We start from the raw sequence: 26411 nt of genomic DNA, 5'->3' as shown, positions 1-26411 counted from the left end.
CCGTCGGGCTCGCTCCGGAAACTGACGGAGCGTCGGATCCGTGGGACGCCGGTCAGCGATTCGACCGGTTCTTGGGCAGGCCGAGGCGGCGTTCGGCGATGATCTCGCGGATGATCTCGCTCGTACCGCCGTAGATCGTGCCGACCACGGCGGTCCGCAGGCCGTGCTCGTACTTGCCGGCACCGGGCGCGCCCTCGGCCTCCGGTGTCAGGACGCCCTCGGCGCCGAGGATGTCGAGGATGTCGCTGTGGTGGCGTTGCGCGGCCTCGGTCGCGAACATCTTCCACATCGACCCCTCGACACCGGGCATCTCGCCCTTCTGGGCCAGCCAGCGGATCCGCAGGGAGAGCACGCGCGCGACTTCCGCGTCCACCGCCATGCGGCCGATCCGTTCGGCGACCAGCGGGTCGTCGAGGACGGTCGAGCCGTCCGGGCGGCGTGTCTCGCGCGCCCAGGCCGCGAAGCTTTCGGTCGGGGTCTGCTCGATCGCGCCGGTGCCGGGGGCGGCCCGCTCGTAGACGAGGGCGACGTGCATGACGCTCCAGCCCTCGTCGACACCGCCCAGCCGTGCCGAGTCCGGGACGCGTACGTCGCTGTAGAACGTCGCGTTGGTGCGCTGCCCGCCGAGGGTGTGGATCGGCTGGAGTTCGTACCCCTCGCTGTCGGTCGGCACAAGGAACATCGTGAGGCCCTTGTGCTTGGGAGCGTCGGGGTTGGTCCGCGCGAGCACGAAGACGTGGCTGCACAGTTGTGCGGTGCTGGTGAACATCTTCTGGCCGTTGATCAGCCAGGTGTCGCCGTCCCGCACCGCCGCCGTCTTGGCCGCGGCGGCGTCCGACCCGGAGTCGGGCTCGCTGTAGCCGAGAGCGATGAGGATTTCGCCGCGCAGCGCGGCCGGGATGTACGTGCGCTTCTGCTCCTCGGTGCCCAGGTCTTTGATGGTGTTGATCACCATGGCGGTCGTCACCCAGCCTTCGCCGGCGATGCCCGCGTCGATGAGTTCCTCGAAGACCGCGCGGGCGAACCCGGGATCGACGTCGCTGCCGCCGAGTTCGGCCGGCCAGCCGGCACCGAGGATCCCGTCGCGTGCCAGCAGCCCGTGCAGTTCGGGGGTCTGGTGGGTGCCGCTGCGGTGCTGCTCGTCGGCCCATTCGGGACGTACGTTCTTCTCGACCCAGGCACGGGCCGCGGCGCGGTGGGCGGCGAGTTCGTCGAATTCGCGGAAGTCCATGACGTCACGCTCCCTTGGTGGCGAAGAGGCGCTGGGCGAGCTGCGCGTACGCCCCGCGGGGATCGCCCGCCGCGAGGGGCCAGGCCTTCGCGCGCCGGAAGTAGAGCTGGATGTCGTATTCCAGCGTGTAGCCGTAGCCACCGTGGAAGTGCAGGCTCTCCGAGGCGGTCCGGAACGCGCTTTCCGCCGCGAAGAGGAATGCCATCGTCGCCAGCGTCCCGGCTTCCGGCAGGTTTTCGTCGTGTGCCCAGGCCGCCTCGTAGGCCAGCAGCCGGGCTCCGTCCATATTGGTCACAACATCGGCGAGGCGGTGCTGGATGGCCTGGAAGGAGCCGACGAGCACACCGAACGCCCGGCGCTGAAGCACGTATTCGACGCCGATTTCGAGTGCGCGCTCGCCGAGGCCGACCAGAGCCGCGCCGGTCAACAGCTCCCACTGGCGGCGTGCCCGCTCGTGTGCCGCGACGGCTTCGGGTCCTTGCGCGAGGACGACGGAACTCCCGGCGTCGACACGGCAGTCGGCGAGCGGCTGCGTCCCCAGGTTGGGGACGGCGGCGGCCGGGGTGTCGGGGCCCCGGTCGGGCTGCCGGACAAGAAGCAGCTCGTCCCCGTTCAGCATGATCACCAGGTCGGCGACGGCCCCGGCCGGTACGAGCCGTGCGACGCCGTTGGACGCCGGGCGCGGCGCCACGGTCGCGAGGAGCTCGCCGGCGACGGCTTGTGCGGCAAGAGGTCCGAGTTCGGGATCCGATCCGTCGACGAGCGAGGTGAGCAGGAGGTTGGCCACCGCGGCCTCGACCAGCGGCACGGGGGCGAGGTGGCGTCCGACCGACTCGGCCACGACGGCGAGTTCGACGAACCCGCCGCCTCCGCCGCCGCGCTCCTCGGGAACCGCGATCGCGGCGAGCCCCATGTCGGCGAACCTGCCCCACAGCCCGGCGTCGAAGCCGAGCGGTTCGGACGCTCGAACCACCGTCGTCGGCGATTCCTTGTCGAGGAACGCGCGCAGGGTGTCGCGCAACGCCTCCTGCTCGTCGCTGAAGCCGAGATCCACGCGTCGTCGCCCCTTTCTCGGCAGGCCCGGCCCACCGGTTCCGCACGCTGTCCAGCGGGGCCGTGCTCTCGGGCTGCTACTGCCACATGCTGACAGAACAACATTCTGCCCCGATGGGAACGTCATTCTCGGTTCAGGTTACGATCTTTCCGGTAAATCGTGGCGGTCGGCAGTCGGTCGATCGTCGTGTTCCGTGTGATATGGCCCACTGTTTCGCCTGCGCTTTGCCCGCGTTCCGCCGGGACGCCGGAGAAGGAGAGCCCAGCATGGCCGCGATGAAGTCCGTGCAGACCGGCGTGGTCGGCACCGTCGACGTCGTCGACATCGACCGTCCGGTGCCCGGTCCGAAGGACGCGCTCCTGCGGATCCGCGCGTGCGGCATCTGCGGGACGGACGTGGCGTTCCTGCACATGGGTGGCATGCGCCGCCCGGACGGGCAGGCCGACGTGATCCCGCTGGGACACGAGCCGGCCGGCGAGATCGTCGAGGTGGGGTCCGAGGTGGTCGGGCTGAGGGTCGGCGACCGTGTGGTCGTGAACCCGCAGGGCGCGCCCTCCGGTGTCATCGGCTGCGGCGGCGGACTCGGCGGCATGCGCGAGTACCTGCTCATCGAGGACGCCGTCGTCGGCAAGAGCGTCGCCCTGATCCCCGACTCGATGCCGTGGGACATCGCCGCGCTGAACGAACCCATGGCGGTCGCCCTGCACTGCGCCAACCGCTCCGAGGCCCGTACGACGGACAAGGTCGTGGTGTTCGGCGCCGGTCCCATCGGGCTCGGCGCGACGATCTGGCTGAAGCTGCGCGGCGTCCGGCACGTCGTCGTGGCCGACGTGCTGCCCGAGCGCCTGGAGACCGCCCTCGCGGTCGGTGCGGACGCGGTGATCGACTCCTCCCGCGAGGACATCGAGGCGCGGCTGCGGGAACTGCACGGGGAAGGCGTCAACGCCCTCGGCGGCGTGCGGCCGGACACCGACATCTACATCGACGCGGCCGGCGTCAGCGCGGTCGTCAACACCGCGCTGCGCGCCGCGAAGTGGGGCGCCAAGCTCGTCATGGTGGCGATGCACAAGCAGCCCGAGCCGATCGACCTCGGCTCCATGCTCCGCTCCGAGATGACCATCGTGGCCTCGCAGGGCTACCCCACCGAGATCTTCGAGGTCATCGAGCACCTGGCGAAGCACCAGGACCGCTTCGCGAGGCTCATCAGCCACCGAGTCCCGTTCTCCGACGTCAAGCACGCCTTCGACCTCACCATGACGCCGGGCGCGGCGGAGAAGGTCGTCGTGACGTTCGAGGACTGACCCGGCGGGCGCGCGCCTCACCGGCCCCGCGTCCGCGAGGATGCCGGGCCGTTCCCCGCGGACCGGCGGGAATCGGCCGGCAGGCCTGTCCCGCTTGGGAGTTCGGCGGGGTTTGCGGCGGTACGGACCGCACTGCGTTCGCCGGTCATTGGTGGAGTCAAACAATTGAACCGTGTCCGGAGAGCCTGCCGACACGTGACACCGCCTACGTCTTCGGACATAGACTTCGGCCCACCGGACGGCAGCGTACGGCCCATGCCCCGGTTTTGGCCCCGGCCATCCGCGTCCGATGCCACGACGCGAGGCCCTGAACCGAACGCGGGGGTGAGCGTTCCATGCAGCGTGACGACCGGAACCCACCCGACGCGCAGGCCGCCCAGCGCCGCGTCCAGGGCGCCGTCGAACGCCTGCTCAGGCTCCAGCAGAGCCGACGCGTCCACGGCGAACTCATCGCCGCAGCCCGCGCCCAGGTGTCCCAGCCGGCCGTCATACTCCTCGCCGGCCTCCAGGCCGACGGCAGCGGAATCACCATCGGCGAGTTGGCGCGGCGCACCCACACGGACATGTCGCTGGTCAGCCGGGAGCTGCGCAAGCTGGAGGCGGCGGCGCTCGTCACCCGCACGACCGACGCTCGCGACGGGCGGATCACCCGCGTCGGGCTGACCCCCAAGGGGCACGGCGTCGTCCGGCGCCTGCGCAACGTCCGCGACCGGCACATCTACGAGGTGCTGTCGGCCTGGTCGCCGGACGAACTGACCGCCCTGGGCGACCTCATGACCCGATTCGTCGACGATCTCCAGGCGGTACGCCACCGTCCGGCGCAGCCGCCCGCATCCGGCAAGGACACGGAAAGCGCCTTGGATTAGCGGATTTTCGCGTGGGCGGGAGCCGGAGAGACCGGGCGCTGGGAGCGGGGGTGAGCCGCAGACGGCGTGCTGCCGCCCGTTCGGCGCCCGTGCCCGTGCCGGTTGTCCGGAGCGCGGGTGCCGCCGGTTTGGCGTGCCGGGGCCCGGAGCCGGTCGGGCGGGCGGATTCGACGAGCGCGGGAGGGCGGATCGGCTTCTCGGCCCGGCACGCGATGATCACCAAGGTGCGTGGCTCGTTCAACGAGTTCGAGGGCAAGGCCCGCGGCGGCTGAGGCAGGAGCAGGGCGGCCGGTCCATCGGAACCGGATGGAGCGTCGGGCTGGCCGTGTCTTGCGGCCGTGGTCCTGCGGCGGCTGCCGGGAGCCGTGCGTGCGCGCCTGCGAGGATGCACCGGGGAACGGCTCCCCGCATCCGCCGCGACCGCACACGAAAGGTGACGCATGAGCGCCCTGCACCACCGCTTCGACGGGCCCGACGACGCCCCCGTCCTCATTCTCGGCTCACCCCTCGGCGCGGACGGCCGCGTGTGGGACGCGCTCGTACCGGCACTGGCCGTACGCCACCGGGTGCTGCGCTTCGACACGCGCGGCCACGGCCGCTCGGAACTGCCGCCCGGCAGGCCGACGGTGTCCGATCTGGCGGCCGACGTCGTCGCGCTTGCGGACCGGTACGGCATCGAGCGCTTCTCGTACGCCGGCATCTCGCTCGGCGGCGCCATCGGCCTCACCCTCGCGCTCGACGCCCCTGAGCGCCTCGACCGGCTCGTCGTGTGTTGCAGCGGAGCCAAGCTCGGCGAGCCCCCCGCGTGGCACGACCGCGCCGCGCAGGTCCGCAGCACGGGAATGGACGCGCTCGCCCCGACCGTCGTCGCCCGGTGGTTCACCCCCGCGTACGCCGAACGCGAACCGGCGGTCGTCGCCGACATCCTGGCGATGCTGCGCGCATGCCCGCCGGAGGGGTACGCGGCGTGCTGCGACGCGATCGCGACCTACGACGTCCGCGCCCGCCTCGCCGCCGTGACCGCCCCGACTCTCGTCGTCGCGGCGGACCACGACCCATCGACCCCGCTCGCCCTCGGTACGGAGGTCGCCGAAGGCATTCCCGGGGCCCGCCTGGCGGTGGTCAAGGACGCCGCGCACCTGGTCATCGTCGAGAAGGCCGACGAAATGCGGCAAATCATCGGGGACTTCCTGGGTGACGCCTGAACTTCCGGCAAGGCGGAGGGAGTCGGGTCCCGGAACGTGCAAAGGCGGCCCGGTCGACGCGCGACCGGGACCGCCTCGACTCACCTGACCCGCGGCGCTACAGCGTCACGAGCGAATCCAACACCGCCCGGTACCGCAGCAGTGCCTGGCGCAGTTGCTCCGTGTCGTTCGTGCTTGCCTGCCGCTGCCGCGCCATCTCCTCGCGGCGCACACGCAGCGCCTCGGTGAGCTCGTCGATGGCTTCCGCGAGCAGAGTGTCGGCACCCGCGACCGCGTTGCCCGGGTCGTCGACGAACCCGGCCATGGCGTCGCGCATCTTCCTGCGGTAGCGGTCCGCGACGGTCTTGCCGAGCAGCGGCGGCAGGCCCTCGCCGGCGGAAGGCGCTTCCGCCGCCCGCTTCGGCGCCCCCGCGGTGAGGTGCCGGGCCGCGCTCAGCCCCGACGCCGAGGCGGCAACAGGTCCCGGCGGAGCGGGAATCGAACCGGGCGGCTTCAGCGCCGAGCCGGTCTTCTCGGTCACGCGCGCCTGGCGCGCGGCGCGGTCGCGGTTGTCTCGTTCGACGACCGGCGCATCCTCGGCGGGCTTGTTGGTGGACGACGTCATGACGGCACCTCATTTCCCCCGCGCCACCGCGTCGGGTGTGCGGCCGAGCAGTTCGGTGAACAACATCCGATGATGCAGCAACGCTTGGCGCAGATCCTCGGTGGACGCCTTGCCCGCCTCGTTGAGCCGGTCGATCTCCCGGGCCTGCCGGTAGCGGTCCAGCGAACGCCCGTACTCGACCGACAGGATCTCCATGCGGCGCTCACGCGCACCCGTGGGGTAACCCCGGTCGTGCATCACGCGCGTGATCAGCGCGTCGGCGTCGCCGAGCGCTTCGGCGGGTGACTCGACGAACTTCTCCTGGAGGGCGCTCCAGGCCTCCTCGTACTTCTCCCGCTTGTCGGCCGGCAGTTCGCGGATGTCGAGGTCGCGGAACCTGCGCTCGCGCTCCGCGAGGTTGCGTTCCGCTTCCCGCCGGCTCCCGAACTGCCCCAGCGCACGGTCGTATTCGGGACCGAAGCGACGCTGCAGACGTTGTCGGCGCAGCGCCGGGACGCCATAGAAGAACGCCCCGGCGACCGCGAGTACGGCGATGGTCACGATGACGATCAGCAATGTGGACACGGCGAATCCTCTCTCCGAGGACTCCTTTGCCCGGTTTCCCCTTACCTCATACGGATGTTGCCGGTGCGGCGATGGTTCCCGATACGTCCGGGAAGCCGGTTTGTCACGCGTTCTCGTCCGACGACTCGGACGAAGTGCCCGCGTCCGCCGAGGGATTCGGCAGACCGGCGGGCCGAGGCGGCGTGGCCGGCGGCGGGGGAGCGGCCGGTGCGGGGGGTACGGGCGGACGCGCCGGAGGCGGCACGTACGGCTGTTGCACGGGCGGGGGTGGCGGCATCGGAGGCGCTGTCGGAGGCGAGGTCGGAGGTGCCATCGGAGGCGGTGCCATCGGAGGCGGCGTCGCCGGGCTGGGAGTGCGAACAGGCTGCGGGGGCAACGGCGTTGCCTGCGGCCCGGCCATCGGCGCGGGGGGCGCCATCGGGGGCGTCATCGGGGTCGGCGTGGGGGTTGGCATGGGCGGTGCCATCGGTGCCGGCATCGGCGGCGGCACCGGTCCGTGCGGGCCGCCCGCGAACGCCGGGCGGGGCAGCAGCGCGGGGTCGGGGATGTACTTGAACCACGCCCAGAACCCCAGCGAGACAAGAGCGAACACGGCAAACAGCACGACCGCCCCGGTCACCGACGCGTCGTTGTCGCTCCCGGCGGCATCGGAGTTCAGCAGCAGCACGTGTACGAACAGCAGGATCGCGAGCGCGTAAGTCCCCGCCCAGAACCAGGTGTTCCACTTGCGCAGCTTGTTGCCGTCGAGCACGCGCAGCGGCACCAGGCCGAAGATGACGGTCTCGACACCGAGGATGAACGTCGTCGCCAGCACGGTGTCCGCGATCACCAGGCCGACGTTCGCGCCCGGTTCGATCGCCTTGTCGTGCACGAACTCCAGGCCCACCCAGGCCCCGACGCTGACCACGAGGGCGGTGAGCGCGCCCAACAGCACGCCCTTGCCCTCCTGAGCCCTCGTCAACCGCCGTTCGCGCAGCGTCACGTAGCCCAGCACGAGGCCGAACACGTAGCCCGGCACGAACTCCGAGACGCGCGACAAGACCGTGCAGAAGATCGCCAGGCCGAGCGCGGCCGGTACCGTCCGAAGCGCTGCGGGCACGTGCGAAGCACGCCTGGCCACCTGCTCGTTCGGCCACGCGTACGAGAAGATCACGAGCGGCACGGCGACCACGAAGCCCAGCAGCAGGATCCCGGACTTGGTGTTGAAACCGGACTCGGGGTCGACGAACGTCGACGCGATCGCACTCACCAGCACGAAGATCGGCAGGATCCACGGCGAGGCCCACAGCGACCGCGCGGCGCCGATGGCACCGATGCCCGGTGCGGTACCGCCCGCGCCGCCCAGGGGCACGACGCCGCCACCGGCTCCGGCAGCCACACCGCCGGCTGCTCCGGCTGCCACACCGCCACCGGCTCCGGGCACAGCGGCACCGCCGGCCCCGATCGGGACGACACCGCCTGCGGCGCCCGGAAGCGAGGCACCGCCCGTGGCCCCGGGCAGCACGCCGCCGGCTGCTCCGGGCACAGCGGCACCGCCCGTCGCGCCGGGCACCGGGCCGCCGCTTGCGAAGCCGCCCGAAACGCCGCCTTCCGCCCCGGAGATATCGCCGTGCATGGCGCTGCCGGCGTCGCCGGCACCCGTGCCGCCCCCGCCCGCGGCGCCCTCCATGCCCGTGCTCCCGGTCGGGAGGCCGCCGGCGTGTTGTCCGTAAGCCCCGGCGTCCGAGGCGCGTTGCCCGTACGCCGCGCCGTCGCCGGCACCGCCGGGTGCGCCGCCCGGGCCCGTGCCCGAGCCGCCGCCCGATCCGTCCGGCGGGTACGGGCCGCCGCCCCCGCCGCCCCCGCCGCCGGGGCCGGAGCCGCCGGATCCGGCAGGGCCGGTGCCCGGACCGCCGCGCCTGCGCCACGAGCGTGCGATACGCGCCTGGTTGGCCTCGAACGTACGGTTGAAAAGCTCCGCAGGGAACCCGATGGCCAGCACGAACGCCGCGCCCAGGGCCGCGGAGATGCCGACGCTCTTCGCGTCGAGCGGTACGTCGCTCGGCGACGGCAGCGAGTGGAGGACCGTCGAGACGTCGTCGCCGACCGGCGTGGCCAGCGCCTCCTCAAGGCTGTCGGCGATGGCCTTCTCGTCCTCGGCCGCGAAGAACTTGCCGCCGGTGACCTCGGCGATGCAGTTGAGCTGTTCGTTGAGCTCTTGGTCCGCTTCGTCGTCGGTCTGGAACCCGACCGTGTGCGCGACGAACTCGACGCCCGTGTCCTGCTGCACCTGGGTCACGACTTCGCACGGGTCTTCGCAACTGCTCTCGCCGTCGGAGACGAGCATGAGGACCTTCTCGGACGAGTCGTCCGGGAACTCGCTCACGGCCGCCCGGATCGCATCCGGTGTCGGGGTGCCGCCGAAGGCCGTCAGGTTGTCGACCTCGCGGCGCAGTTCGTCGCGGTTGCCGGTGCCGGGCGGGACGATCAGGTCACCGCCGTCGCCGCAGTTGCCCGAGAAGGTGTGCAGGCCGACGACATCGTTCTTGTCCAGCGCGCCGATGGTCGACCGCAGCGCGGCCTGAGCCTGGATGAGCCGCCCGTCGGAGTTCATCGAATCGGAGATGTCGACGACGAGGATGATCGTCCGCTTCTGCGCCGCGGATGCCGCGGGCGCCCAGCAGAACATGACGACGACCAAGGCCGCGGCGACGAGAAACGCCTTCCGCAACCGACGCGCTCGACCTCTGGTGCCGCGCGTGTTGAACCACATGTGTCAGCGCCTCCGGGACGACCCTGGTGGTCGGGCGTGGGCGACCACCGGGAACGTCCCCCGCAGCCCGTCGTGCATGGTGAAACCAGTGTGTCGGGGGAAGCACCGGCGGGGGAGGGGATTTCCCTCGATTGGGTGGCGGCGCGTGCGAAAAGACGCCCGGTGGCCGTGATGACGGCCACCGGGCGTCCGAATTATGGCTTTTGATGCGCTGTCAGAGCGCTGAGCCGCTGCCTACGCCCGGCCATCCCGGTGCGCACGCAGAGGCTCCTTCGGCGCGCTCAGACGTTGACGCCGTAGTCCTTCGCGATGCCCGCGAGCCCGGACGCGTAGCCCTGGCCCAGCGCGCGGAACTTCCACTCGGCGCCGTTGCGGTAGATCTCACCGAACAGCATCGCGGTCTCGGTGGACGCGTCCTCGGAGAGGTCGTAGCGGGCCAGTTCGGTGTTGTCCGCCTGGTTCACGATGCGGATGAACGCATTGCGCACCTGGCCGAACGACTGGCGGCGGGTCTCCGCGTCGTACACCGACACCGGGAAGACGATCTTGTCGATCTCGGGCGGCAGGCCGGCCAGGTTGACCTTGATCTGCTCGTCGTCGCCCTCGCCCTCACCGGTCTTGTTGTCGCCGGTGTGCACGACGTTGCCGTCCGGAGTCGACGCGTTGTTGAAGAACACGAAGTGCTGGTCCGACGCGACGCGCCCGGAGGCGTCCACGACGATGGCACTGGCGTCCAGGTCGAAGTCCTCGCCGGTGGTCGTCCGCAGGTCCCACCCCAGGCCGACGACGACGGCGGCAAGCGTGCCGCCGGCGGCCTCCTTGGTGAGCGAAACGTTGCCACCCTTGCTGAGGCTCACAGCCATGGGGGAATCCCTCCGTGTTGCTGGTCTTTGTCTGCTCCGATTACCGCACTGAAGGTACTGCCATCATCAGGACGCGGGGAGGGGTACCCGAAGTTCCCGGCAACCGGGTGTCCCCTCTCGGTCGGCACGGCCGGTCCGGTCAGTACCACCAGTCGCCCACCTGCCCGGTTGCGGTCGTGAAGACGACGAATCCGTGTTGGAAGTCCTGCCGCCGTCCGCCCGGGACCGCGTACTCCTCGCTGATCGGGTAGCCGAGGTACGAGTTCTCCCAGCCGCGCGCCGCCCAGCGGTCGCGTATCGCGCCGTACACCGCGTGCGCGCCGTTGGCCGGCGACCAGTAGATCGAGCCGTACTCGAAGTGGTTGTACGCGCCGCCGGGCAGCGGCATCTCGCTGGTGGTCGGGAAGCCGAGCCGGCCGTTGTCCCAGCCGTACTCGCCGTACTTCTGCAGGATCAGGCCCTGCACCTGCTGGGCGCCCGTGCCGGCGGACCAGATGATCGTGCCGCCTTGGAAGTTGTTGTAGCGCCCGCCCGGTCGGGCGGTGTTCAGCTCGTCGGTGGTCGGGAACCCGAGAACTCCCGAATCCCAGCCCTGCTGGCCGTACTTCACGAAGATCGAGCCGTAGACCGCGTGCGCCCCGGTGTTCAGCGACCAGATGATCGTGCCGTTCTGGAAGTTGTTGTGGCGCCCGCCGGGTCGTGCGGTGTTCAGTTCATCGGTGGTCGGGAAGCCGAGCGGCCCCCACTCGTAGCCGTTCGCGGCGAAGCTCCGGTAGATGTCGCCGTAGACCGCGTTCGATCCGGTTGCCTGCGACCAGATGATGACGCCGCCCTGGAAGTTGTTGTAGCGGCCGCCGGGTGCGTCGGTGTCGCGCTCGCTGCTCGTCGGGTAGCCCAGCGGGCCGGTTTCGAGGCCCAGCGCCGCCCACTGCTGCATGTTGGAGCCGTAGACCATGTGCGCGCCGGTGTTCGGCGTCCAGTACGCGGCACCGCCCCACCCGAAGTAGGTGTACCGCCCGACGCCGTCCGGTGCCGTCATCTCGTCGGTGGTCGGCTCGCGGAACTTCCGTGCGCCGCCTTCGGCGAGGTACGTCTCCAGGATCGCGCCGCCCATGGAGTGCACGCCGTGCTCCTCCGACCAGTAGGCGCGGCCGTACTGGAAGTCGCGGAACCGCACGTCGTGACCGCCGATTTCCTCGCTCACCGGGTTGCCGAGACGCGCCCGGAAGGCCGGGTCGGCCGCGTACCGCTTGTCGATCGGCGTCTCGTAGACGACGTCGAGGACCGTGTCGGCGTCCGGCATGGTCATCAGCAGCGTGCGGTTGGTGCCGCCGTTCTGCCACGACTTGAACGTCGCCACGCCGTCCGCAGCGAACTCCGGTGCCGTGACCGAGAGTTGAGCTCCGGAGGTGACCGTGGTGGTGTGCAGCGCGCGGCCGTTGATCGTGACGTTGGCCGGGGTGGTGGAGCGCACGGTCATCGTGACGAGCTTGGGCCGTGCCTGGTAGACGCGCTGTGTCTTGACGCCGTCGGAGTCGGTCACGTGCGCGGTGATCTGGAGATAGGTGTCGTCGCCGTGGTCCACGAACTGCTTGTCGTACAGATTCCCGGTGAAGCTCACGCTCGGGTGGTCGTGGCAACTGGTGCCGACGCAGTGGACCATGACGGTTTCCCAGGTCAGCGTCAGCGGTTCACCGGCCGCGTCGTCCTCGGCGTCGGTGACGGTCGCGTTGATGGTGACCGGGTCGCCGACCTTGAAGACGGCGCTGTCCGGCGGTGCCACCCAGTCGATGACGGGCGAGTGGTTGCTCGGGATGACCTTCAGCAGGTACGTCCCGGTGCCGTCCTTGCCGTCGGAGACGGTCAGTTCGGCGGTGAACTCGCGGGGCTCCTCGGGGTAGGTGTGCGTGACCTGGAGTCCGCTGCCCGTCTCGCCGTCCCCGAAGTCCCAGGTGTACGTCAGCTCGTCGCCGTCCAGGTCGTACGTCGCCGACGCGTCGAAGGCGACGCTGCGGGTCTCCGGAGTGACGACGCTGGACGCCTTGGCGACCGGCGCGCGGTTGCCGGGCTTGTAGACGATGCGCTTGATGGTGCTGGTGTAGATGTCGGCGTACGCGATGTCGCCGTTCTCCATCGCGATGAACTTCACCGGCCCGCCGACCTGCGCGCCGAACGGCTCGGCCTGCGGGTCCTCGATCGCCTGGCCCGCGTCGTCGCGCAGGCGCAGCGTCTGGACGCTTGCGGCCGAGTAGTCGCCGAAGAAGTACACGCCCCGGTACTGCTCGGGGTAGGAGGTGCCGGTGTAGACGAGCCCGCCGGTGACGCTCGCCCCGCCGCCCGCGTGGCGGTAGGTGTACAGCGGCTCGGTGTTCTCGGTGCCCTGGCACTCGGGCATGTCGGAATAGCCCGACGTGACCTGGTCGCCTTCCCAGCACGGCCAGCCGTAGTTGTTGCCCGGGCGTACGAGGTTGACTTCCTCCCATGACATCCACCCGACGTCTCCGACGATCGGGGCGCCGGAGCCGGGGTCGATGGACAGGCGGAAGGGGCTGCGGAAGCCGCTCGCGTAGGCGCGGCTCGCCCACGACGACGGATTCGCCGCGTCGTAGGCGGGGTTCGTGGCGACGCCGGTGCCGTCGGGGTTGACGTGCAGGAGCTTGCCGTACGGCTTGTTCGGGTCGTACACGTCGAACGCGAGTGGGTCGCTGTACATGAAGTCGGCGCTGTCGCCGATGGCCATCCACAGTGTGCCGTCGGTGTCGGTGATCAGGGCGCCGACGCTGTGGACGTCGGAACGCCGGTCGGCCTCCAGGACCACGCGCTCGGTGCCGAGCCCGGTCGGCTGGCCCGTACCGCTCGCGATCCACGCGCTGAGGCGCATCTTTCCGGTGGCCGTGGTGCGCACGGTGTAGATCTCGCGCGAGGTCGCGTAGTCGGCCGCGACGGCGATGCCGGTCAGGCCGAGGTCGCCGGACGCGTCGACGCCGAGGTCGGCCAGCGGCACCACCGCGCCGTCGGCCGAAACCCAGGCCACATGGCCGGTTTTCGAGGTGGTGAAGTAGCCGCCGTCGGGCGTCTGGGCCACGTCGGTGAGTTGCGACTCCTGGCCGCTCGGCAGGTCTTCGAGGACGAATCCGTCGGGAACGGACGGGGCGGCCTGGCTGCGTTGTTCAAGGCTGGCGTAGGTGAGCAGGCCGACCGTCATGGCGAGGACGGCGACCATTGCGGTGAGCAGGTGACGCGCTGATCTGCGCGGGCGGCGCCGCCGCCGATGACTGTTGATTTTTGGCTCCTGAGGGAATAGGGAGCCAAAAAAATAGTAGGAACCCGAAGGTAAAGAAATCCTTATAGGACTTGGTGTTTGTCACACCGATCAAGGCAACTCCCGTGTGGTAGAAGCCTGGTCGGCGTTGCCTCACCCCGGGCCCCGCGCGGGTGCCTAGAGTCGCCATGATCTGATCGCCGCGACGGAAGGAACGCGCATGACCGAGCCCGCACTCGCCCCCTTCACCCCGCTCCGCGAGGACTGGTCGACGGCGGTGGCGATCGTCGCCCACCCCGACGACATGGAGTACGGTGCCGCGGCCGCCGTCGCGCGCTGGACCGACCAGGGCAAGAACATCGTCTACGTCATGGTCACCAGCGGCGAGGCCGGCATCGACGGCATGCACCCCGACGAGGCCAAGCCGATCCGCGAGGCCGAACAGATCGCGTCCGCCGCGCTGGTCGGCGTCGACACCGTCGAATTCCTCGGCTACCCGGACGGCGTGCTCGAGTACGGCCTGCCGCTGCGCCGCGCGGTCGCCCGCGTCGTGCGCCGTCACCGGCCGGAGATTGTCATCACCGGCAACTGGCGTGAGACGTACGGCGGAACCGTCCCCAACCAGGCCGACCACATCGCGGTGGGCCGGTCCGTCCTCGACGGTGTACGGGACGCCGGCAACCGTTGGGTCTTTCGCGAACTAGCCGAGTCCGAAGCACTCGAACCGTGGAACGGCGTCAAGGAGATCTGGGCCGCGGGCTCCCCGGACGCCGCCCACGCGGTCGACACCACCGACACGTTCCAGCGCGGGGTGGCGTCCCTCGAAGCACATGCCGCCTACCTCGCCGGTCTCGGCGGGGGCGGTGACATGGCGAACGCCGCCGAGTGGCTCGAAGGCTTCGCACGCGGCGCGGGAACGCGCCTGGGCACCCGCTTCGCGGCGTCCTTCGAGGTCGTCCCGCTGTCGTTCGCCTGACCACTCGGACGTTTCCCGGCACGCGGTTCCTTGACCTTCACAACCATTGACATGGTCAAGGAACCTTACCTATCGTGCGGCCGTGGCCGACTGCCCTGCGCCGAGAGGACGACCGCGTGTCGACACAGACTTCGCAGACCATCCAGTTCCCGTACAAGCGCACGCTCGGCCCGGTCATCGGCCGCTTCTTCTCCGAACTCACGGCCCAGCGCATCGTCGGAATCCGCTGCGGTGACCGGGTCGTCGTGCCCCCGATGGAGTACGACCCGCAGACCGGCGAGGAGTTGGCCCACGACTTCGTCGAAGTCGGGCCTGCCGGAACGCTGGTGTCGTGGACCTGGGTCGCCGAGCCGGGCAAGCACCATCCGCTGGGGAGGCCGTTCGCGTACGCGCTGATCAAGCTCGACGGCGCGGACACCAACTTCCTGCACGTGCTGGACGCCGGCACCGAGGACGCCGTCACCACCGGCATGCGCGTCGCACCGCGCTGGCGGGCCGAACCGGTCGGCCGCATCGACGACATCGAGGCGTTCATCCCCGGCGAGACGTCGGAGGGACCGCCCGCCGGTGAGGCGCAGGACGTCCAGGCGATGGAGTTCTTCTCGACCATCACCTACACCGACGTGCTCTCCCCGACCCTGGAGCGGTACGCCGCGAGCATGCGCGCCGGCGTCATCACCGGCCAGCGGTGCCCGACCTGCAACCGCGTGTTCCTCGGCCGCGGCTACTGCTCGGTCGACGCACTCGTGCTCGGCCCAGAGCACGAGGAGGCCCTGCCCGACCACGGCGTCGTGTCGAACTACACCATCGTCACGCCGACTCCGTACCCCGGCCAGCAGGAGACCGAGCCCTTCGCCCGCGCGTCCGTCGTCCTGCACGGCGACGAGATGGTCATCGCCCAGCAGCAGATCCTCGGCATCCCGGTGAGCGACATCCGCGTCGGCATGCGTGTGCGGGCGCAGTGGTTCGCCGAGGCCGAGCGCAACGCCGCCGAGATCACCAGCAAAGGCTGGGGAACGGTGGCCGGTTTCATCGAGGGCTGGGTGCCGACCGGCGAACCCGACGAGCCCGCCGAGCAGTACATGGACCGGGTGTTCTGACCGCGGTTTCGCGAGGAGAACGAGGAGACCGACAGCGTGCGCAACGACAGTGACATCGCGGTCATTTCCACCGCATACCTCCCTTCCGTACGGCGCAACGAACTCACCGAGACCGAGATGCTCATCGCGGTCGTCGACGAGGCACTGGGCAATGTCGGGCTGAACCGCTCCGACGTCGGCTTCAGTTGCCAGGGCTCGTGCGACTACATATCCGGCGGTACCTTCTCGTTTGTGCCCAACCTCGACGCGATGGGGGCCTGGCCGCCGATCCACGAGTCGCACGTCGAGATGGACGGCGCCTGGGCGTTCTACGAGGCGTGGGTCCGCATGCAGCACGGCGACGTGGAGGTCGCCGTCGCGATGGGCTCGGGCAAGTCGTCCACCGGCGACCCGTCGGAGATCCATCCGCTGGAGCTCGACCCCTATTACCTGGCACCGCTGGGCGTCGATCCCGTCTCGCTCGCGGCTTTGCAGGCACGGCAGTTGATCGACTCCGGCAAGTCGAGTGAACGTGAACTCGCCGAGATCGCCGTCCGCTCGCGGCGTGACGCGGTGAACAACCCGCGGCAGCAAGTGCGTTCGGGCGAGACCGACGTCGACAAGCTGCTCGCGGAGCCGTACGTGCGCACACCGCTGCGCAAGAGCGACCTCCCGCCGATCTCCGACGGAGCGTCGTGCGTGGTGATGGCCACCGTGCGGCGGGCCCGCGAACTGGTCGAACGCCCCGCCTGGATCGCCGGGTTGGACCACCGCAGCGAGGTGCACAACCCGGCTCTGCGCGACCTGACCGACTCGCCGTCCACGCGTCTCGCGGCCGAGAAGGCCGGCGGTGTCGCAGGCGTCGAAGTCGCCGAGCTGATGGCACCGTTCACGTCCCAGGAGGTCGTGCTGCGGCAGGCACTCGGGCTCGGCGACGACGTTCTGGTCAACCCGTCCGGCGGTGCGCTCACCGGCAATCCGCTGATGGCGACCGGCCTCGTGCGGATCGCCGAGGCCGCCGGGCAGATCATCACGGGCGGTCGCAACCGCACGCTGGGCCACGCGACTTCGGGGCCGCTGTTGCAGCAGAACCTGGTGTGCGTTCTGGAGGGTGAGTAACCGATGGCTCATGAACCGGTCGCGATCGTCGGCATCGGCCAGACCAAGCACAGGAAGAAGCGCGACGACCTGTCGATCGCCGGCCTCGTCCGCGAGGCGGCGCAACGCGCGCTCGACGACGCGCAGTTGACATGGACCGACATCGACGCCGTGGTGATCGGCAAGGCCCCCGACATCTTCGAGGGCGTCATGAAGCCGGAGCTGTACCTCGCGGACGCGCTCGGCGGGGCCGGCAAACCGGTCTTCCGGGTGCACACGGCCGGGTCGGTGGGCGGTTCGACCGCGATCGTCGCGTCGCACCTGGTCTCGTCGCGCGTGCACACGCGCGTGCTCGCGGTGGCGTGGGAGAAGCAGTCCGAGGGGAACGCGCAGTTCGGCCTCGGCGGCGGCAAGTCCGGATCCATCGGCGCGGGAGGTGCGTTCGCCCCGTGGATCCGCGCGTACATCCGCAAGTCCGGTGCGCCCGAGCACATCGGCTGGCAGATCGCGGTCAAGGACCGGCAGAACGCGTTGCGCAACCCGTACGCGCACCTGCATCTGAAGGACATCTCGATCGACAAGGTCCGTGAGTCCCCGATGATGTGGGACCCGCTGCACTTCCTCGAATCGTGCCCGTCGTCCGACGGCGCCGGGGCGATCGTGCTGACCGACAAGGCCGGCGGGCTCGCGGCGGCGGCCGACGGGCGGCCTCCGGCCTGGATCCTGGGGACGTCGATGCGCTCGGAGCCGTCGTCGTTCAACGGCCGCGACCCGATCCGCCCGCAGGCGGGCATCGACTGCGCGTGGGACGTCTACCGGCAGGCCGGCATCACCGACCCGCGCCGCGAGATCGACGTTGCCGAGCTGTACGTGCCGTTCTCGTGGTACGAGCCGATGTGGCTGGAAGGCCACGACCTCGCTCCGGTCGGGGAGGGCTGGAAGATGGTCGACCGCGGCGAGACCGCGTTCGACGGGTCGTTCCCGGTCAACCCGTCCGGCGGCGTGCTGTCGTCGAACCCGATCGGGGCGTCCGGCATGCTCCGTTTCCTGGAGGCGGCGCTCCAGGTCCGCGGAGCCGCGGGCGAGCACCAGGTGGACGGGGCGCGGGTCGCTCTCGCGCAGGCGTACGGTGCCGCGGCGCAGTATTTCGCGATGTGGGCGGTCGGCTCGGAGCTCCCGTCGAGCTGACCGACAAGCCGGGCCGGGACGCGTTCGCACGCGCGTCCCGGCCCGGCTTATTTGTAAGGTTACCTGACCTTGTATGAGTCAAGGATTCTGTCTACGCTCGCGGCATGAAGCCACCGATATGCGAGAAGCTCGGGATCGAGTTCCCGATCTTTGCCTTCTCCCACTGCCGGGACGTCGTCGCCGCGGTCAGCCGCGCGGGCGGCTTCGGCGTCCTGGGCGCGCTGGCGTACAGCCCGGAGCAACTGGAGATCGAGCTCGCCTGGATCGACGAGAACGTCGACGGGCGGCCCTACGGCGTCGACCTGGCCATCCCCATGAACTACCTGGGGAAGGGCGGCGGCGACGCCGCGCTGCCGGAGAACCTGGAGAAGCTGATCCCGGAGGGGCACTGGAAGTTCGTCGACGCCCTCCTCGACGAACACGGAATCCCGCCGCTGCCCGAGGAGTTGGAGGGCAAGGCGGCCAAGGCGGCCGGGCTCAACGTCGACCTGGAGTCGCGCGCGCAGATCGACGTCGCGCTCGCGCATCCGCTCGTCAGGATGTTCGTCAACGCGCTCGGCCCGCCGCCCGCCGACATCATCGACGCCTGCCACGCGAAGAACGTGCTCGTCGGCGCGCTGTGCGGAAGCCCGCGGCACGCCCAGAAGCAGGTGGCCGCCGGCGTCGACGTGGTCGTGGCCCAGGGCACCGAGGCGGGCGGCCACTGCGGCGAAATCTCCACCATGGTGCTGATCCCGCAGGTCGTCGACGTCGTCGGGCCCGACGTCCCGGTGCTTGCGGCCGGAGGCATAGCGAGCGGCCGCCAGATGGCCGCGGCCCTCGCCCTCGGCGCGCAGGGCGCATGGACCGGCAGCATCTGGCTGACCGTCGCCGAGGCCGACACCCAGGAGACCGCACTCCAGAACCTCCTGGAGGCCACCTCCAACGACACCGTCCGCTCGCGCGCGATGACCGGCAAGCCGGCCCGCCTGCTGCGCACGGCGTGGACCGACGCGTGGGAGGACCCCGCCAACCCGGACCCGCTTCCGATGCCGCTCCAGGGACTGGTCTTCAACAAGGCCGCGCGGCGGTTCATGCGCACCAAGAACAAGGAGCTCAACGGCTGGCCGGTGGGCCAGGTCGTGGGTGCGATCGACCGCGTACGTCCCACCCAGGAGGTCGTATTGTCGATGGTGCAGGAATGGGTCGAGACCACCGAACGGCTCGGCGCGCTGCTCGCCGACGACTGACCGCCCGCCGGGACGCGCAGTACGAGGGGCCGAGACGCGCCGGACGAGGGGCCGAGACGCGCGCCGCCGCCATGCCGCGGCGGTGTGCGTCCCGGCCGCCCCGTGCGGTCAGACCGTCGTCTTCATGCGCGTCAGACGGCTCACCCGTACGTCGAAGTCCCGGTCGTCCGCCATCTGTTCGACGTTCGGCCAGATCGCCACGACGACCAGGATCACCAGCGTCACCACACTGATCCCGGTGATCAGCGGAGCCAGGAACTCCACCGGCTCGGCGCCGTGCACCGCATGCGGCGACGCCTCGGGCACCTCGCTGCCGGTACGCATCGCGAACATCCCGATGTAGTGCATGCCGCACACCGCGAGGCCCATCACCGGCGCCGCCGCGAAGGTGGCACCCAGGCCGCGCACATACAGCGCGGCCCACAACGCCGCAGTCGACGCGACGATCGCGACGACCAGCGACAGGGCGACCAGGCGCGTGTCGTAGGTGACCGGCCGGGACGTGTCCATCGCCGCCATGCCCAGGTAATGCATCCCGGCAACGCCCGTCCCGGTGAGTCCGCCGCCCGCGAACAGCGCCGAACGGCGGTGCACTCCGCCGATCGCGAGTGCCAGTCCGATCCCGACCACGATCACCGAGATGCACATGCTCGCGAGCGTCAGCGGGACGTCGTAGCGGACCTTGCTGCCCGGCATGCTGAACCCGAGCATGGCGATGAAGTGCATCACCCATATCCCCGTGCCCCCGAGCGACAAGGCCGCCAGGACCAGCCAGCGCCACCGCGCGCCGCCCTGCGTGGCCTGGGCCCGCGAACTGCACAGCAGGCCCAGGCAGGCGCCGACGCACGACATCAGGAAAGCAAGTCCGGGGGTGACGGGGCCGTACGTGAAGTGGTTCATGTTTTCGCGCCGTGCAACCCGCGATGTACGGGGGACGGCGGTCCTCCCTTCGGCCACCAGCGTGACCGGGAGTGACACTTCGCTTTCGCAAAGTACGCGGAAACGACGTGCGAATTGTTCTTCGCGCGTATAGTGCGCCCTCAACCAGGTTGGCTTTGTCTCATATGCGCCTCTGAATGCCTATATGCGGCCCGCCTGCCGGGGCCACAAGCGACGCAATGGGCGACTCAGTCGCGCGGACGCCACCGCGACGTCGCGACCGGATACAGCGAGCGGTACGAGGGCAGCGGCCCGATCGCCGTCTCCACCGTGTCCGCCGCCAGCAGCGCGTGCACGATCGCCCGCGCGACGACGTCCGCGGCCGCGGCGTGGATCGCCGTGAGCGCCGCCGCCTCGGCGTCGACCCCGTACGGCGTATCGGGGGACACCGGAGGCAGCGGCTTCGCGCCCGTCGACAACGCGAAGACCGTGTCGCCGTCGTACAACGTGTGCACGGGACGCAGCGCCCGCGCGAACCCGTCGTGTGCGACACCGGCCGTCTTGTGGGCCTGCGCACGGGTGAGCGCGGCGTCGGTCGCGACCACCGCGAGGGTGGTGTTGAGCGGCGGGGCACCGGGCGCGTACGCCCCGCCGGGCATGAACTCCCGTAGCGCGGCGGCGTGTTCGTCGTGCGTCGGCGCGGTGACGGGGAACTCGCCGGGCAGCCCGAGACGGGCGGCGTACGGCAGCCCGCCGAGTGGATCGACCGCCGACCCGGCCGCGTTGACCACCACCAGCGCTGCCACCGTGACACCCCCGTCGAGCACGCAACTCGCCGTGCCCACACCGCCTTTCAATCCGCCTACGCGTGCGCCGGTCCCGGCCCCGACGTTCCCGGTCGCGACGGGGCCGTGCTCGGGAGCAGACGCCGCCGCCTCCGTCGCCTCGCGCCCAAGAGCGGCGTCGGGACGCCGCCGGAAGTCACCGCCGCGCCCGAGGTCGAAGATCGTCGCGGCCGGCACCACCGGCACCACCTGATGCGCCGCGGCACCGACCGGGAACCCGCGCCCCTGCTCCTCCAGCCACGCGACGACGCCGGACGCCGCGTCCAGGCCGTACGCGCTGCCCCCGGTCAGCGCGATCGCCTCGACGCGCGGCACGAGATTGTCCGGATCCAGCGCATCCGTCTCCCGCGTCCCCGGCCCGCCGCCGCGCACATCCACCGCCGCGACGAAGCCTCCGGGCGGTCCCAGCACGACGGTGACACCGGTGAGAGCGCCGTCGCCGACACGGCTCGCATGCCCGACCCGCAGCCCGGCGACGTCGGTGAGCGCGTTGCGGGGGCCGGGGCGGACCGGAAGCGGAGTCGTCATGGAAGCCATGCTGCCGCGCACGCCCCCACCGTGCGCTGTGCGGGGCCTGTACGTCCGCGCCGGACATCGCCTCGCGGCCCTCGCCGACGCATTTCACCGGCGAGCGCCGGCACGGTCGTCACCTGCCCGACCATCGGCCTGCTGTGCACCTCGTTCTGTGGGGAGCCGCCGTCGACCGCTTCGGCAAGCGGTGCGCGGTGCCCCATGGCCGCGGCTGCGTTGACCCCGGCGGGTGCCGAGACCGAACGCGGCCTTTGGCCGCCGAACCCGGTTCAGTCCGCGGTCTCGCCTGATCCGCCTTCTCGGGAGGGAGAGTCCGAGACATCTTCAGCCCCGCCGGCCTTCGCCGCCCGCATGCGCTCCGCGTAGGCCTGGATGCCCAGCAGGATCACCTCGGCGCCGAAGTCGTACCGCTCGTCGCTGCCGCCCGCCATCATCGCGGGCAGCAGCGACGTCAGCGCCGGGTAGCGTTCCGGCGGCAGGGCGGCGAAGAACTCCCCGACCTGCTCGAAGTACCGCTGTGTCGAACCCGGTTCCTGGTCCTCCCGCAGCGCGACCAGGCCCTGTTCGTACGCCGCCGACACCGCGTAGAGCGCGATCAGGTCGGCCGCCCACGCGATCACCTGGTCCGGCAGGTCGCCCGCCTTCAGGATCGCGAGCATTCCCTCGCTGGCCTTCAGGGCTTTCGGCGACGTGGGGATCCTGCCGAAGCTCGCCTTCGCGAGGTCCCGGTGCGCGGTGTAGACGTCGCGGATCGCCCGCATGCCCGCCAGCGCCTGTCGGTCCCAGCACTCCGGATCGGGTTCGGGCAGATCGAGTTCGCCGGTGACCCGGTCCACGAGCAGTTCCAGCAACTCGTCTTTGCTCTGCACATGCGCGTAGAGCGTCGCGGCGCCGGTGTCCAGTTTCTGCGCGACGCGGCGCATGGACAGGGCGTCCATGCCCTCCGTGTCGATGATCGCCAACGCGGCGTCGACGATCGCGTCGAGCGTGATCGGCGGTTTGCGCGGCGCCCGCGCGGGCTTGCGCGCGGTGCGCCACGGGGGCGTGGGGACGTCGGGGGCCTCCGCCACAGCTCACCTCCGGAACAGGGTTCGAACACTGTACTTGACGCGAACACTGTTCGTATCTATAACGGTGTTCGTTGTACGAACGCTGTTCGTTCATGCGAACGGCGTTCCAAACCTTCTCTCTGGGGGCTCTGTGACCAGTACCGACGTGACGCGTACCGAGGAAACCGACGTCCATCCACGCTCGCCCGAAGGCCCTTCCCCGTACGCCTGGCGCTGGGCCGCGCTCTTCGTCATCCTGGGCGCCGAGCTGATGGATCTGCTCGACAGCACCATCACCACCGTCGCCGGACCGCGCATCGAGTCGGCGCTGGGCGGCACGTACAGCCAGTTGCAATGGATGTCGGCGGCCTACACCCTCGCCTTCGCCATGCTGCTGATCACCGGCGCACGGCTCGGCGACCTCTTCGGCCGACGCCGTATGTTCCTGATCGGCACCGCCGCGTTCGCCGCGACGTCACTGCTGTGCGGGCTCGCGACGTCCCCGGAAACCCTGATCGCCTACCGCGCCCTTCAAGGCGTCGCGGCGGCGATGATGGTCCCGCAGGGCCTCGGCCTCCTGCGCGACATGTTCCCGCCCCGCGAACTCGCCGCCGCTTTCGGTGTGTTCGGTCCGATCATGGGCCTCGGCGCGGTTGCGGGACCGATCCTCGGCGGCTTCCTCGTCGACGCCGACCTCTTCGGCACCGGATGGCGCGCGATCTTCTTCGTCAACGTCCCCATCGGCATCGCGGCCTTCCTCGCCGCGACGCGCCTACTCCCCGCAGACCGCCCCACCGACGCCCGGCGGCGCGTGGTGACCCTCGACCCGATCGGCATCGTCCTGCTCAGCGCGGGGATGGTCCTGATCATCCTGCCGCTCGTGCAGGGCCGCGAATCCGGTTGGCCCACCTGGACGTTCGCCTGCATGGCCGCTTCGTTGCCGGTGTTCGCCATGTTTGCCGCCCACGAGGTACGCCGCCGCCGCAGGGGCACCGCGACGCTGGTCGAACTCAGTTTGTTCCGCAACAAGGCCTTCACCAGCTCGCTCGTCGTCGGCCTGATGTTCTTCAGCACGATGGTCGCCTTCATGCTCATCGTCACCGTCTACCTGCAGGCCGGCCTCGGCTGGAGCGCGACGGACGCGGCGGTCGCGCTCATCCCGTTCTCCCTCGGCTGCACCGTCGGCGCGGGCCTCTCCGGCGGACTGCTCGCCCCGAAGTTCGGCCGCCACGTGCTGCACGCGGGCCTGATCGTCCAGATCCTCGGCGTCCTCGCACTCGCCTACACGATCGACCACGACCCGTCCGGCGTCTCCGGCTGGGCTCTCACCCCGGCCCTCGCCGTCGCCGGCACCGGCTTCGGCCTGATCATGGCCCCCTTCTTCGACATCGCCATCGCCGGAGTCACCTTCACCGAAACCGGTTCGGCCTCCGGCATCCTCAACGCCGTGCAGCAACTCGGCGGCGCGGTGGGCATCGCGGTCTTCGGGACCTTGTTCTTCGGCTACGCGGACGACGCCTCGACCCCCCGGGCCGGCTTCACCGACGGCATCACGAACTCCCTTGTGGTGATGGCCGCCGTCCTCGCCGCAACCTGGTTCGCGGCATTCCTGATGCCCAAGCGCGCCCGCGAGGAGGACGTCCCGGCCGCCCACTGATCCGCGAGCATCTTTCGTGAGTCCAGTTATCATAAGTGCACTTATGTCAATGACTGGAGTGCTGCCGTGGTGCTGACGAGGCCGGCCGAGATGTTCGACCGGGATTTCGAGTGGGCCGCGCTTGGTGATTTCGCCACCGACGCGCGGCCCGGCGCCATGCTGGGTGTTGTCTCCGGCAGGCGGCGTCAAGGCAAGACATTCCTTCTTCGTGCGCTGTGCGCGGCCACCGAAGGCTTTTACTTCGCTGCGGACGAGGCCGCCGACGCCGAGTCGCTGCGTCGACTCGGTGCCGCGATGGGCGAATTCACGGGGGCGCCCGGTCCGCTGGACCTGCGTGACTGGCACCACGCGGTCGACGCGTTGCTGGCACTGGGACGCGAGCGGCCCGTGCCGGTTGTCATCGACGAGTTTCCCTACCTCGTACGGGCGAACTCCAGCCTTCCGTCAATCATGCAGAACGCGTTGGCGCCCCTGCGACGGGAGCGCGACGAGAGCCGCGCACGGTTGCTGTTGTGCGGCTCGGCGATGTCCTTCATGGGCGGGCTTCTCAGCGGCAACGCGCCGTTGCGGGGTCGAGCCGGACTCGAACTCGTGGTACCGACGCTCGACCACCAACTGGCCGCACAGTTCTGGGAGATCGACGATCCAGCGACCGCGCTCAAGGTCAACGCCGTGGTCGGTGGCACCCCCGCGTACCGACGGGAGTTCGCCCGTGACGACAGTCCGGCAGGACCCGACGACTTCGAGCCCTGGGTCGTACGCGCGGTGCTCTCTCCCGCCAGCCCGCTGTTTCGTGAGGCGCGCTACCTGCTTGCCGACGAGCCGGAGATAAGGGACACCGGGTTGTACCACTCCGTCCTCGCAGCGATCGCGGCCGGGAACGCGCAGCGCGGGGGCATCGCCTTATACCTCGGCCGTAAATCCGGTGACCTCGCCCACCCTCTGACCGTGCTCGAAGACTGCGGCATGGTCATGCGTGAGCCCGACGCCTTCAAGGACAACCGGACGAACTTCCGTATCGCCGAACCGCTGGTGACCTTCTACCACGCGATCATGCGCCCGATCTGGTCCGACCTCGAACACACCCGCGACGCGACACGCCTTTGGCGGCGCAGCCGAAGGCGGTTCGTCGCCAACGTCGTCGGCCCACACTTCGAGCATGTGTGTCGCCACTGGACACGCCACGATGCCCCCGAGGACATGTTCGGCGACTTTCCGAACCGCGTTTGCTCGGGAACCGTCAACGACCCGGCCAAGAGGACGTCACACGAGCTTGACGTCGTCGTGTCCGGGCTCGACGACACCGAACGGCAAAGGCTGTTGGCCATCGGCGAGGTGAAGTGGGGGGAGACGATGGGCGTCGGCCATGTGGAACGCCTGCGTCGAATCCGCGATTTGCTCGTGGCGCAGAACCGACTGGGCGCCGAGTCGGCACGCCTGGTCTGTTACAGCGGCGTCGGATTCACCGATGACCTCCACGAACTGGCCGGAGTCGACCGCGACATCGTTCTCGTCGGCCTGGACGACCTGTATCGGTGACTTGGTTCGTGCCGGAGCACGACTCAGTCGTCGCGAGGGCCCGGCATCTCGTGTCTCCGGAGGGCGACGACGCTGGGCAAGTTGGTGGTGGCAACTTCAATGCGGTTGCCGATCTTCTTGTACTGCGCGTGACTCCTGGCATCCGGATGCCGGAGGGGACTCCGCGACGTCGACGCTCAGCTCACACCAAATGGTCTTGCTGTAAGGGCAGTTATTGGCCACGCCCCACTGTGTGGCGACGGCTTCAATGAGCTGTATGCCGCGCCCGGATTCCGCCGTCTCGTTCGATTCGGTGTTTCCGGTGCACGGCGGATAACTCGTCGGCTGCGCGTCGGTGACCTCGATCCGGAGCCTCGTTTCGTTCGCTTCCATCCGAAGGCGGAAACACCGCCCGCCCTCCGTGGCCCCGTGTAAGGCGGCATTCGCGGCGAGTTCGGCCACGAGCAGCGCGGTGTCCTGGGTGAGTTCGGTGTCGTACGGCCAACCCCAGGCGGCGAGTTGTTCCACCGCGAGGAGTCGTGCGAGCCGGGCGCCCCGCGCGGTGGAGCTGAACGAGGCGGAGAAACGGCCTGTTCGTGTCCGGCTGAAGGTGGCTGGTTGGTTGGAGATTCTCGAATTCACATGACGCAGTGTGTTCGT

At 70.1% G+C, this 26411-nt stretch carries 22 protein-coding genes; 11 read left to right on the top strand and 11 right to left on the bottom strand.

All coding sequences use genetic code 11. The annotated features are described in order from the left end of the window. Window positions 1-52 precede the first annotated feature (52 nt). Together ACRX5W_RS10210 and ACRX5W_RS10205 are read right to left on the bottom strand one after the other, a co-directional pair. Window positions 53-1231: an acyl-CoA dehydrogenase family protein gene (locus ACRX5W_RS10210; RefSeq protein WP_436787695.1), complete on the bottom strand. Its 1179-nt coding sequence runs from the start codon at window positions 1229-1231 to the stop codon at window positions 53-55. A 4-nt stretch (window positions 1232-1235) separates the two neighbouring features. After that, a complete protein-coding gene (locus ACRX5W_RS10205; protein WP_436787694.1) occupies window positions 1236-2285 on the bottom strand; it encodes an acyl-CoA dehydrogenase family protein in 1050 nt (349 codons plus the stop codon). Window positions 2286-2551: 266 nt separating this feature from the next. Between ACRX5W_RS10205 and ACRX5W_RS10200 the strand changes: the two genes are divergently transcribed. The 4 genes from ACRX5W_RS10200 (at window position 2552) to pcaD (ending at window position 5657) form a co-directional block, all read left to right on the top strand. After that, the gene (locus ACRX5W_RS10200; RefSeq protein ID WP_436787693.1) at window positions 2552-3586 is read left to right on the top strand and encodes a zinc-dependent alcohol dehydrogenase; all 1035 of its coding nucleotides are present in this window, start codon (window positions 2552-2554) and stop codon (window positions 3584-3586) included. Window positions 3587-3921: 335 nt separating this feature from the next. Next, complete coding sequence (locus ACRX5W_RS10195; protein WP_436787692.1) at window positions 3922-4452, top strand: MarR family winged helix-turn-helix transcriptional regulator; 531 nt, start codon at window positions 3922-3924, stop codon at window positions 4450-4452. A 50-nt stretch (window positions 4453-4502) separates the two neighbouring features. After that, complete coding sequence (locus tag ACRX5W_RS10190) at window positions 4503-4724, top strand: hypothetical protein (RefSeq protein WP_436787691.1); 222 nt, start codon at window positions 4503-4505, stop codon at window positions 4722-4724. Window positions 4725-4892: 168 nt separating this feature from the next. Beyond that, complete coding sequence (gene pcaD / locus ACRX5W_RS10185) at window positions 4893-5657, top strand: 3-oxoadipate enol-lactonase (RefSeq protein WP_436787690.1); 765 nt, start codon at window positions 4893-4895, stop codon at window positions 5655-5657. A 97-nt stretch (window positions 5658-5754) separates the two neighbouring features. On the opposite strand, the gene ACRX5W_RS10180 is transcribed toward pcaD, so the two are convergent. The 5 genes from ACRX5W_RS10180 to ACRX5W_RS10160 all read right to left on the bottom strand — a co-directional run bounded on the left by ACRX5W_RS10180 (window position 5755) and on the right by ACRX5W_RS10160 (window position 13663). Beyond that, entirely contained in the window at window positions 5755-6261 is a 507-nt protein-coding gene (locus ACRX5W_RS10180; protein ID WP_436787689.1) for a hypothetical protein, read from the bottom strand. Window positions 6262-6270: 9 nt separating this feature from the next. Continuing rightward, the gene (locus ACRX5W_RS10175; protein ID WP_436787688.1) at window positions 6271-6825 is read right to left on the bottom strand and encodes a hypothetical protein; all 555 of its coding nucleotides are present in this window, start codon (window positions 6823-6825) and stop codon (window positions 6271-6273) included. Window positions 6826-6928: 103 nt separating this feature from the next. Next, on the bottom strand, window positions 6929-9535 hold the full coding sequence (locus ACRX5W_RS10170; protein ID WP_436787687.1) for an FGLLP motif-containing membrane protein: 2607 nt from the start codon (window positions 9533-9535) through the stop codon (window positions 6929-6931). A gap of 323 nt (window positions 9536-9858) precedes the next feature. Beyond that, window positions 9859-10440 (bottom strand): TerD family protein, encoded by a 582-nt coding sequence (locus ACRX5W_RS10165; protein WP_436787686.1) that lies wholly within the window; start codon window positions 10438-10440, stop codon window positions 9859-9861. 139 nt (window positions 10441-10579) lie between these two features. Continuing rightward, window positions 10580-13663, bottom strand: coding sequence for a PQQ-dependent sugar dehydrogenase (locus ACRX5W_RS10160; RefSeq protein ID WP_436787685.1), 3084 nt, complete (start codon window positions 13661-13663; stop codon window positions 10580-10582). Window positions 13664-13922: 259 nt separating this feature from the next. Between ACRX5W_RS10160 and ACRX5W_RS10155 the strand changes: the two genes are divergently transcribed. The 5 genes from ACRX5W_RS10155 (at window position 13923) to ACRX5W_RS10135 (ending at window position 19272) form a co-directional block, all read left to right on the top strand. Next, the gene (locus tag ACRX5W_RS10155) at window positions 13923-14678 is read left to right on the top strand and encodes a PIG-L deacetylase family protein (RefSeq protein ID WP_436787684.1); all 756 of its coding nucleotides are present in this window, start codon (window positions 13923-13925) and stop codon (window positions 14676-14678) included. Between the two features lie 116 nt (window positions 14679-14794). Next, window positions 14795-15778: a Zn-ribbon domain-containing OB-fold protein gene (locus ACRX5W_RS10150; RefSeq protein ID WP_436787683.1), complete on the top strand. Its 984-nt coding sequence runs from the start codon at window positions 14795-14797 to the stop codon at window positions 15776-15778. A gap of 36 nt (window positions 15779-15814) precedes the next feature. Then, complete coding sequence (locus ACRX5W_RS10145; protein ID WP_436787682.1) at window positions 15815-16876, top strand: thiolase domain-containing protein; 1062 nt, start codon at window positions 15815-15817, stop codon at window positions 16874-16876. A gap of 3 nt (window positions 16877-16879) precedes the next feature. After that, window positions 16880-18043 carry a thiolase domain-containing protein gene (locus ACRX5W_RS10140; RefSeq protein ID WP_436787681.1) on the top strand — a complete coding sequence of 388 codons (1164 nt, stop codon included), beginning with the start codon at window positions 16880-16882 and terminating at the stop codon, window positions 18041-18043. A gap of 104 nt (window positions 18044-18147) precedes the next feature. Further along, window positions 18148-19272 (top strand): NAD(P)H-dependent flavin oxidoreductase, encoded by a 1125-nt coding sequence (locus tag ACRX5W_RS10135; protein ID WP_436787680.1) that lies wholly within the window; start codon window positions 18148-18150, stop codon window positions 19270-19272. Between the two features lie 108 nt (window positions 19273-19380). On the opposite strand, the gene ACRX5W_RS10130 is transcribed toward ACRX5W_RS10135, so the two are convergent. The 3 genes from ACRX5W_RS10130 to ACRX5W_RS10120 form a co-directional block, all read right to left on the bottom strand. Next, a complete protein-coding gene (locus ACRX5W_RS10130; RefSeq protein ID WP_436787679.1) occupies window positions 19381-20172 on the bottom strand; it encodes an MHYT domain-containing protein in 792 nt (263 codons plus the stop codon). Window positions 20173-20399: 227 nt separating this feature from the next. Next, complete coding sequence (locus ACRX5W_RS10125; RefSeq protein WP_436787678.1) at window positions 20400-21524, bottom strand: P1 family peptidase; 1125 nt, start codon at window positions 21522-21524, stop codon at window positions 20400-20402. Window positions 21525-21796: 272 nt separating this feature from the next. Next, a complete protein-coding gene (locus ACRX5W_RS10120) occupies window positions 21797-22597 on the bottom strand; it encodes a TetR/AcrR family transcriptional regulator (protein WP_436787677.1) in 801 nt (266 codons plus the stop codon). 130 nt (window positions 22598-22727) lie between these two features. Here ACRX5W_RS10120 and ACRX5W_RS10115 point away from each other — a divergent pair, with 130 nt between their 5' ends. After that, window positions 22728-24233, top strand: coding sequence for an MFS transporter (locus ACRX5W_RS10115; RefSeq protein WP_436787676.1), 1506 nt, complete (start codon window positions 22728-22730; stop codon window positions 24231-24233). A gap of 90 nt (window positions 24234-24323) precedes the next feature. Continuing rightward, complete coding sequence (locus ACRX5W_RS10110) at window positions 24324-25772, top strand: AAA family ATPase (RefSeq protein WP_436788031.1); 1449 nt, start codon at window positions 24324-24326, stop codon at window positions 25770-25772. Between the two features lie 96 nt (window positions 25773-25868). On the opposite strand, the gene ACRX5W_RS10105 is transcribed toward ACRX5W_RS10110, so the two are convergent. Continuing rightward, entirely contained in the window at window positions 25869-26393 is a 525-nt protein-coding gene (locus ACRX5W_RS10105; RefSeq protein WP_436787675.1) for an ATP-binding protein, read from the bottom strand. Window positions 26394-26411: the final 18 nt, after the last annotated feature.

It is taken from the genome of Yinghuangia sp. YIM S10712 (assembly GCF_051388935.1).
In the GTDB taxonomy this organism is placed as follows: domain Bacteria; phylum Actinomycetota; class Actinomycetes; order Streptomycetales; family Streptomycetaceae; genus Yinghuangia.
This window is presented reverse-complemented; position numbering and strand designations above follow the sequence as displayed.

Coding starts and splice junctions, on each gene's coding strand:
- ACRX5W_RS10210 (WP_436787695.1), bottom strand. CDS start 1,231: ATGGACTTCCGCGAATTCGACGAACTCGCCGCCCACCGCGCCGCGGCC.
- ACRX5W_RS10200 (WP_436787693.1), top strand. CDS start 2,552: ATGGCCGCGATGAAGTCCGTGCAGACCGGCGTGGTCGGCACCGTCGAC.
- ACRX5W_RS10195 (WP_436787692.1), top strand. CDS start 3,922: ATGCAGCGTGACGACCGGAACCCACCCGACGCGCAGGCCGCCCAGCGC.
- pcaD (WP_436787690.1), top strand. CDS start 4,893: ATGAGCGCCCTGCACCACCGCTTCGACGGGCCCGACGACGCCCCCGTC.
- ACRX5W_RS10180 (WP_436787689.1), bottom strand. CDS start 6,261: ATGACGTCGTCCACCAACAAGCCCGCCGAGGATGCGCCGGTCGTCGAA.
- ACRX5W_RS10165 (WP_436787686.1), bottom strand. CDS start 10,440: ATGGCTGTGAGCCTCAGCAAGGGTGGCAACGTTTCGCTCACCAAGGAG.
- ACRX5W_RS10160 (WP_436787685.1), bottom strand. CDS start 13,663: ATGGTCGCCGTCCTCGCCATGACGGTCGGCCTGCTCACCTACGCCAGC.
- ACRX5W_RS10155 (WP_436787684.1), top strand. CDS start 13,923: ATGACCGAGCCCGCACTCGCCCCCTTCACCCCGCTCCGCGAGGACTGG.
- ACRX5W_RS10140 (WP_436787681.1), top strand. CDS start 16,880: ATGGCTCATGAACCGGTCGCGATCGTCGGCATCGGCCAGACCAAGCAC.
- ACRX5W_RS10135 (WP_436787680.1), top strand. CDS start 18,148: ATGAAGCCACCGATATGCGAGAAGCTCGGGATCGAGTTCCCGATCTTT.
- ACRX5W_RS10130 (WP_436787679.1), bottom strand. CDS start 20,172: ATGAACCACTTCACGTACGGCCCCGTCACCCCCGGACTTGCTTTCCTG.
- ACRX5W_RS10125 (WP_436787678.1), bottom strand. CDS start 21,524: ATGACGACTCCGCTTCCGGTCCGCCCCGGCCCCCGCAACGCGCTCACC.
- ACRX5W_RS10110 (WP_436788031.1), top strand. CDS start 24,324: ATGTTCGACCGGGATTTCGAGTGGGCCGCGCTTGGTGATTTCGCCACC.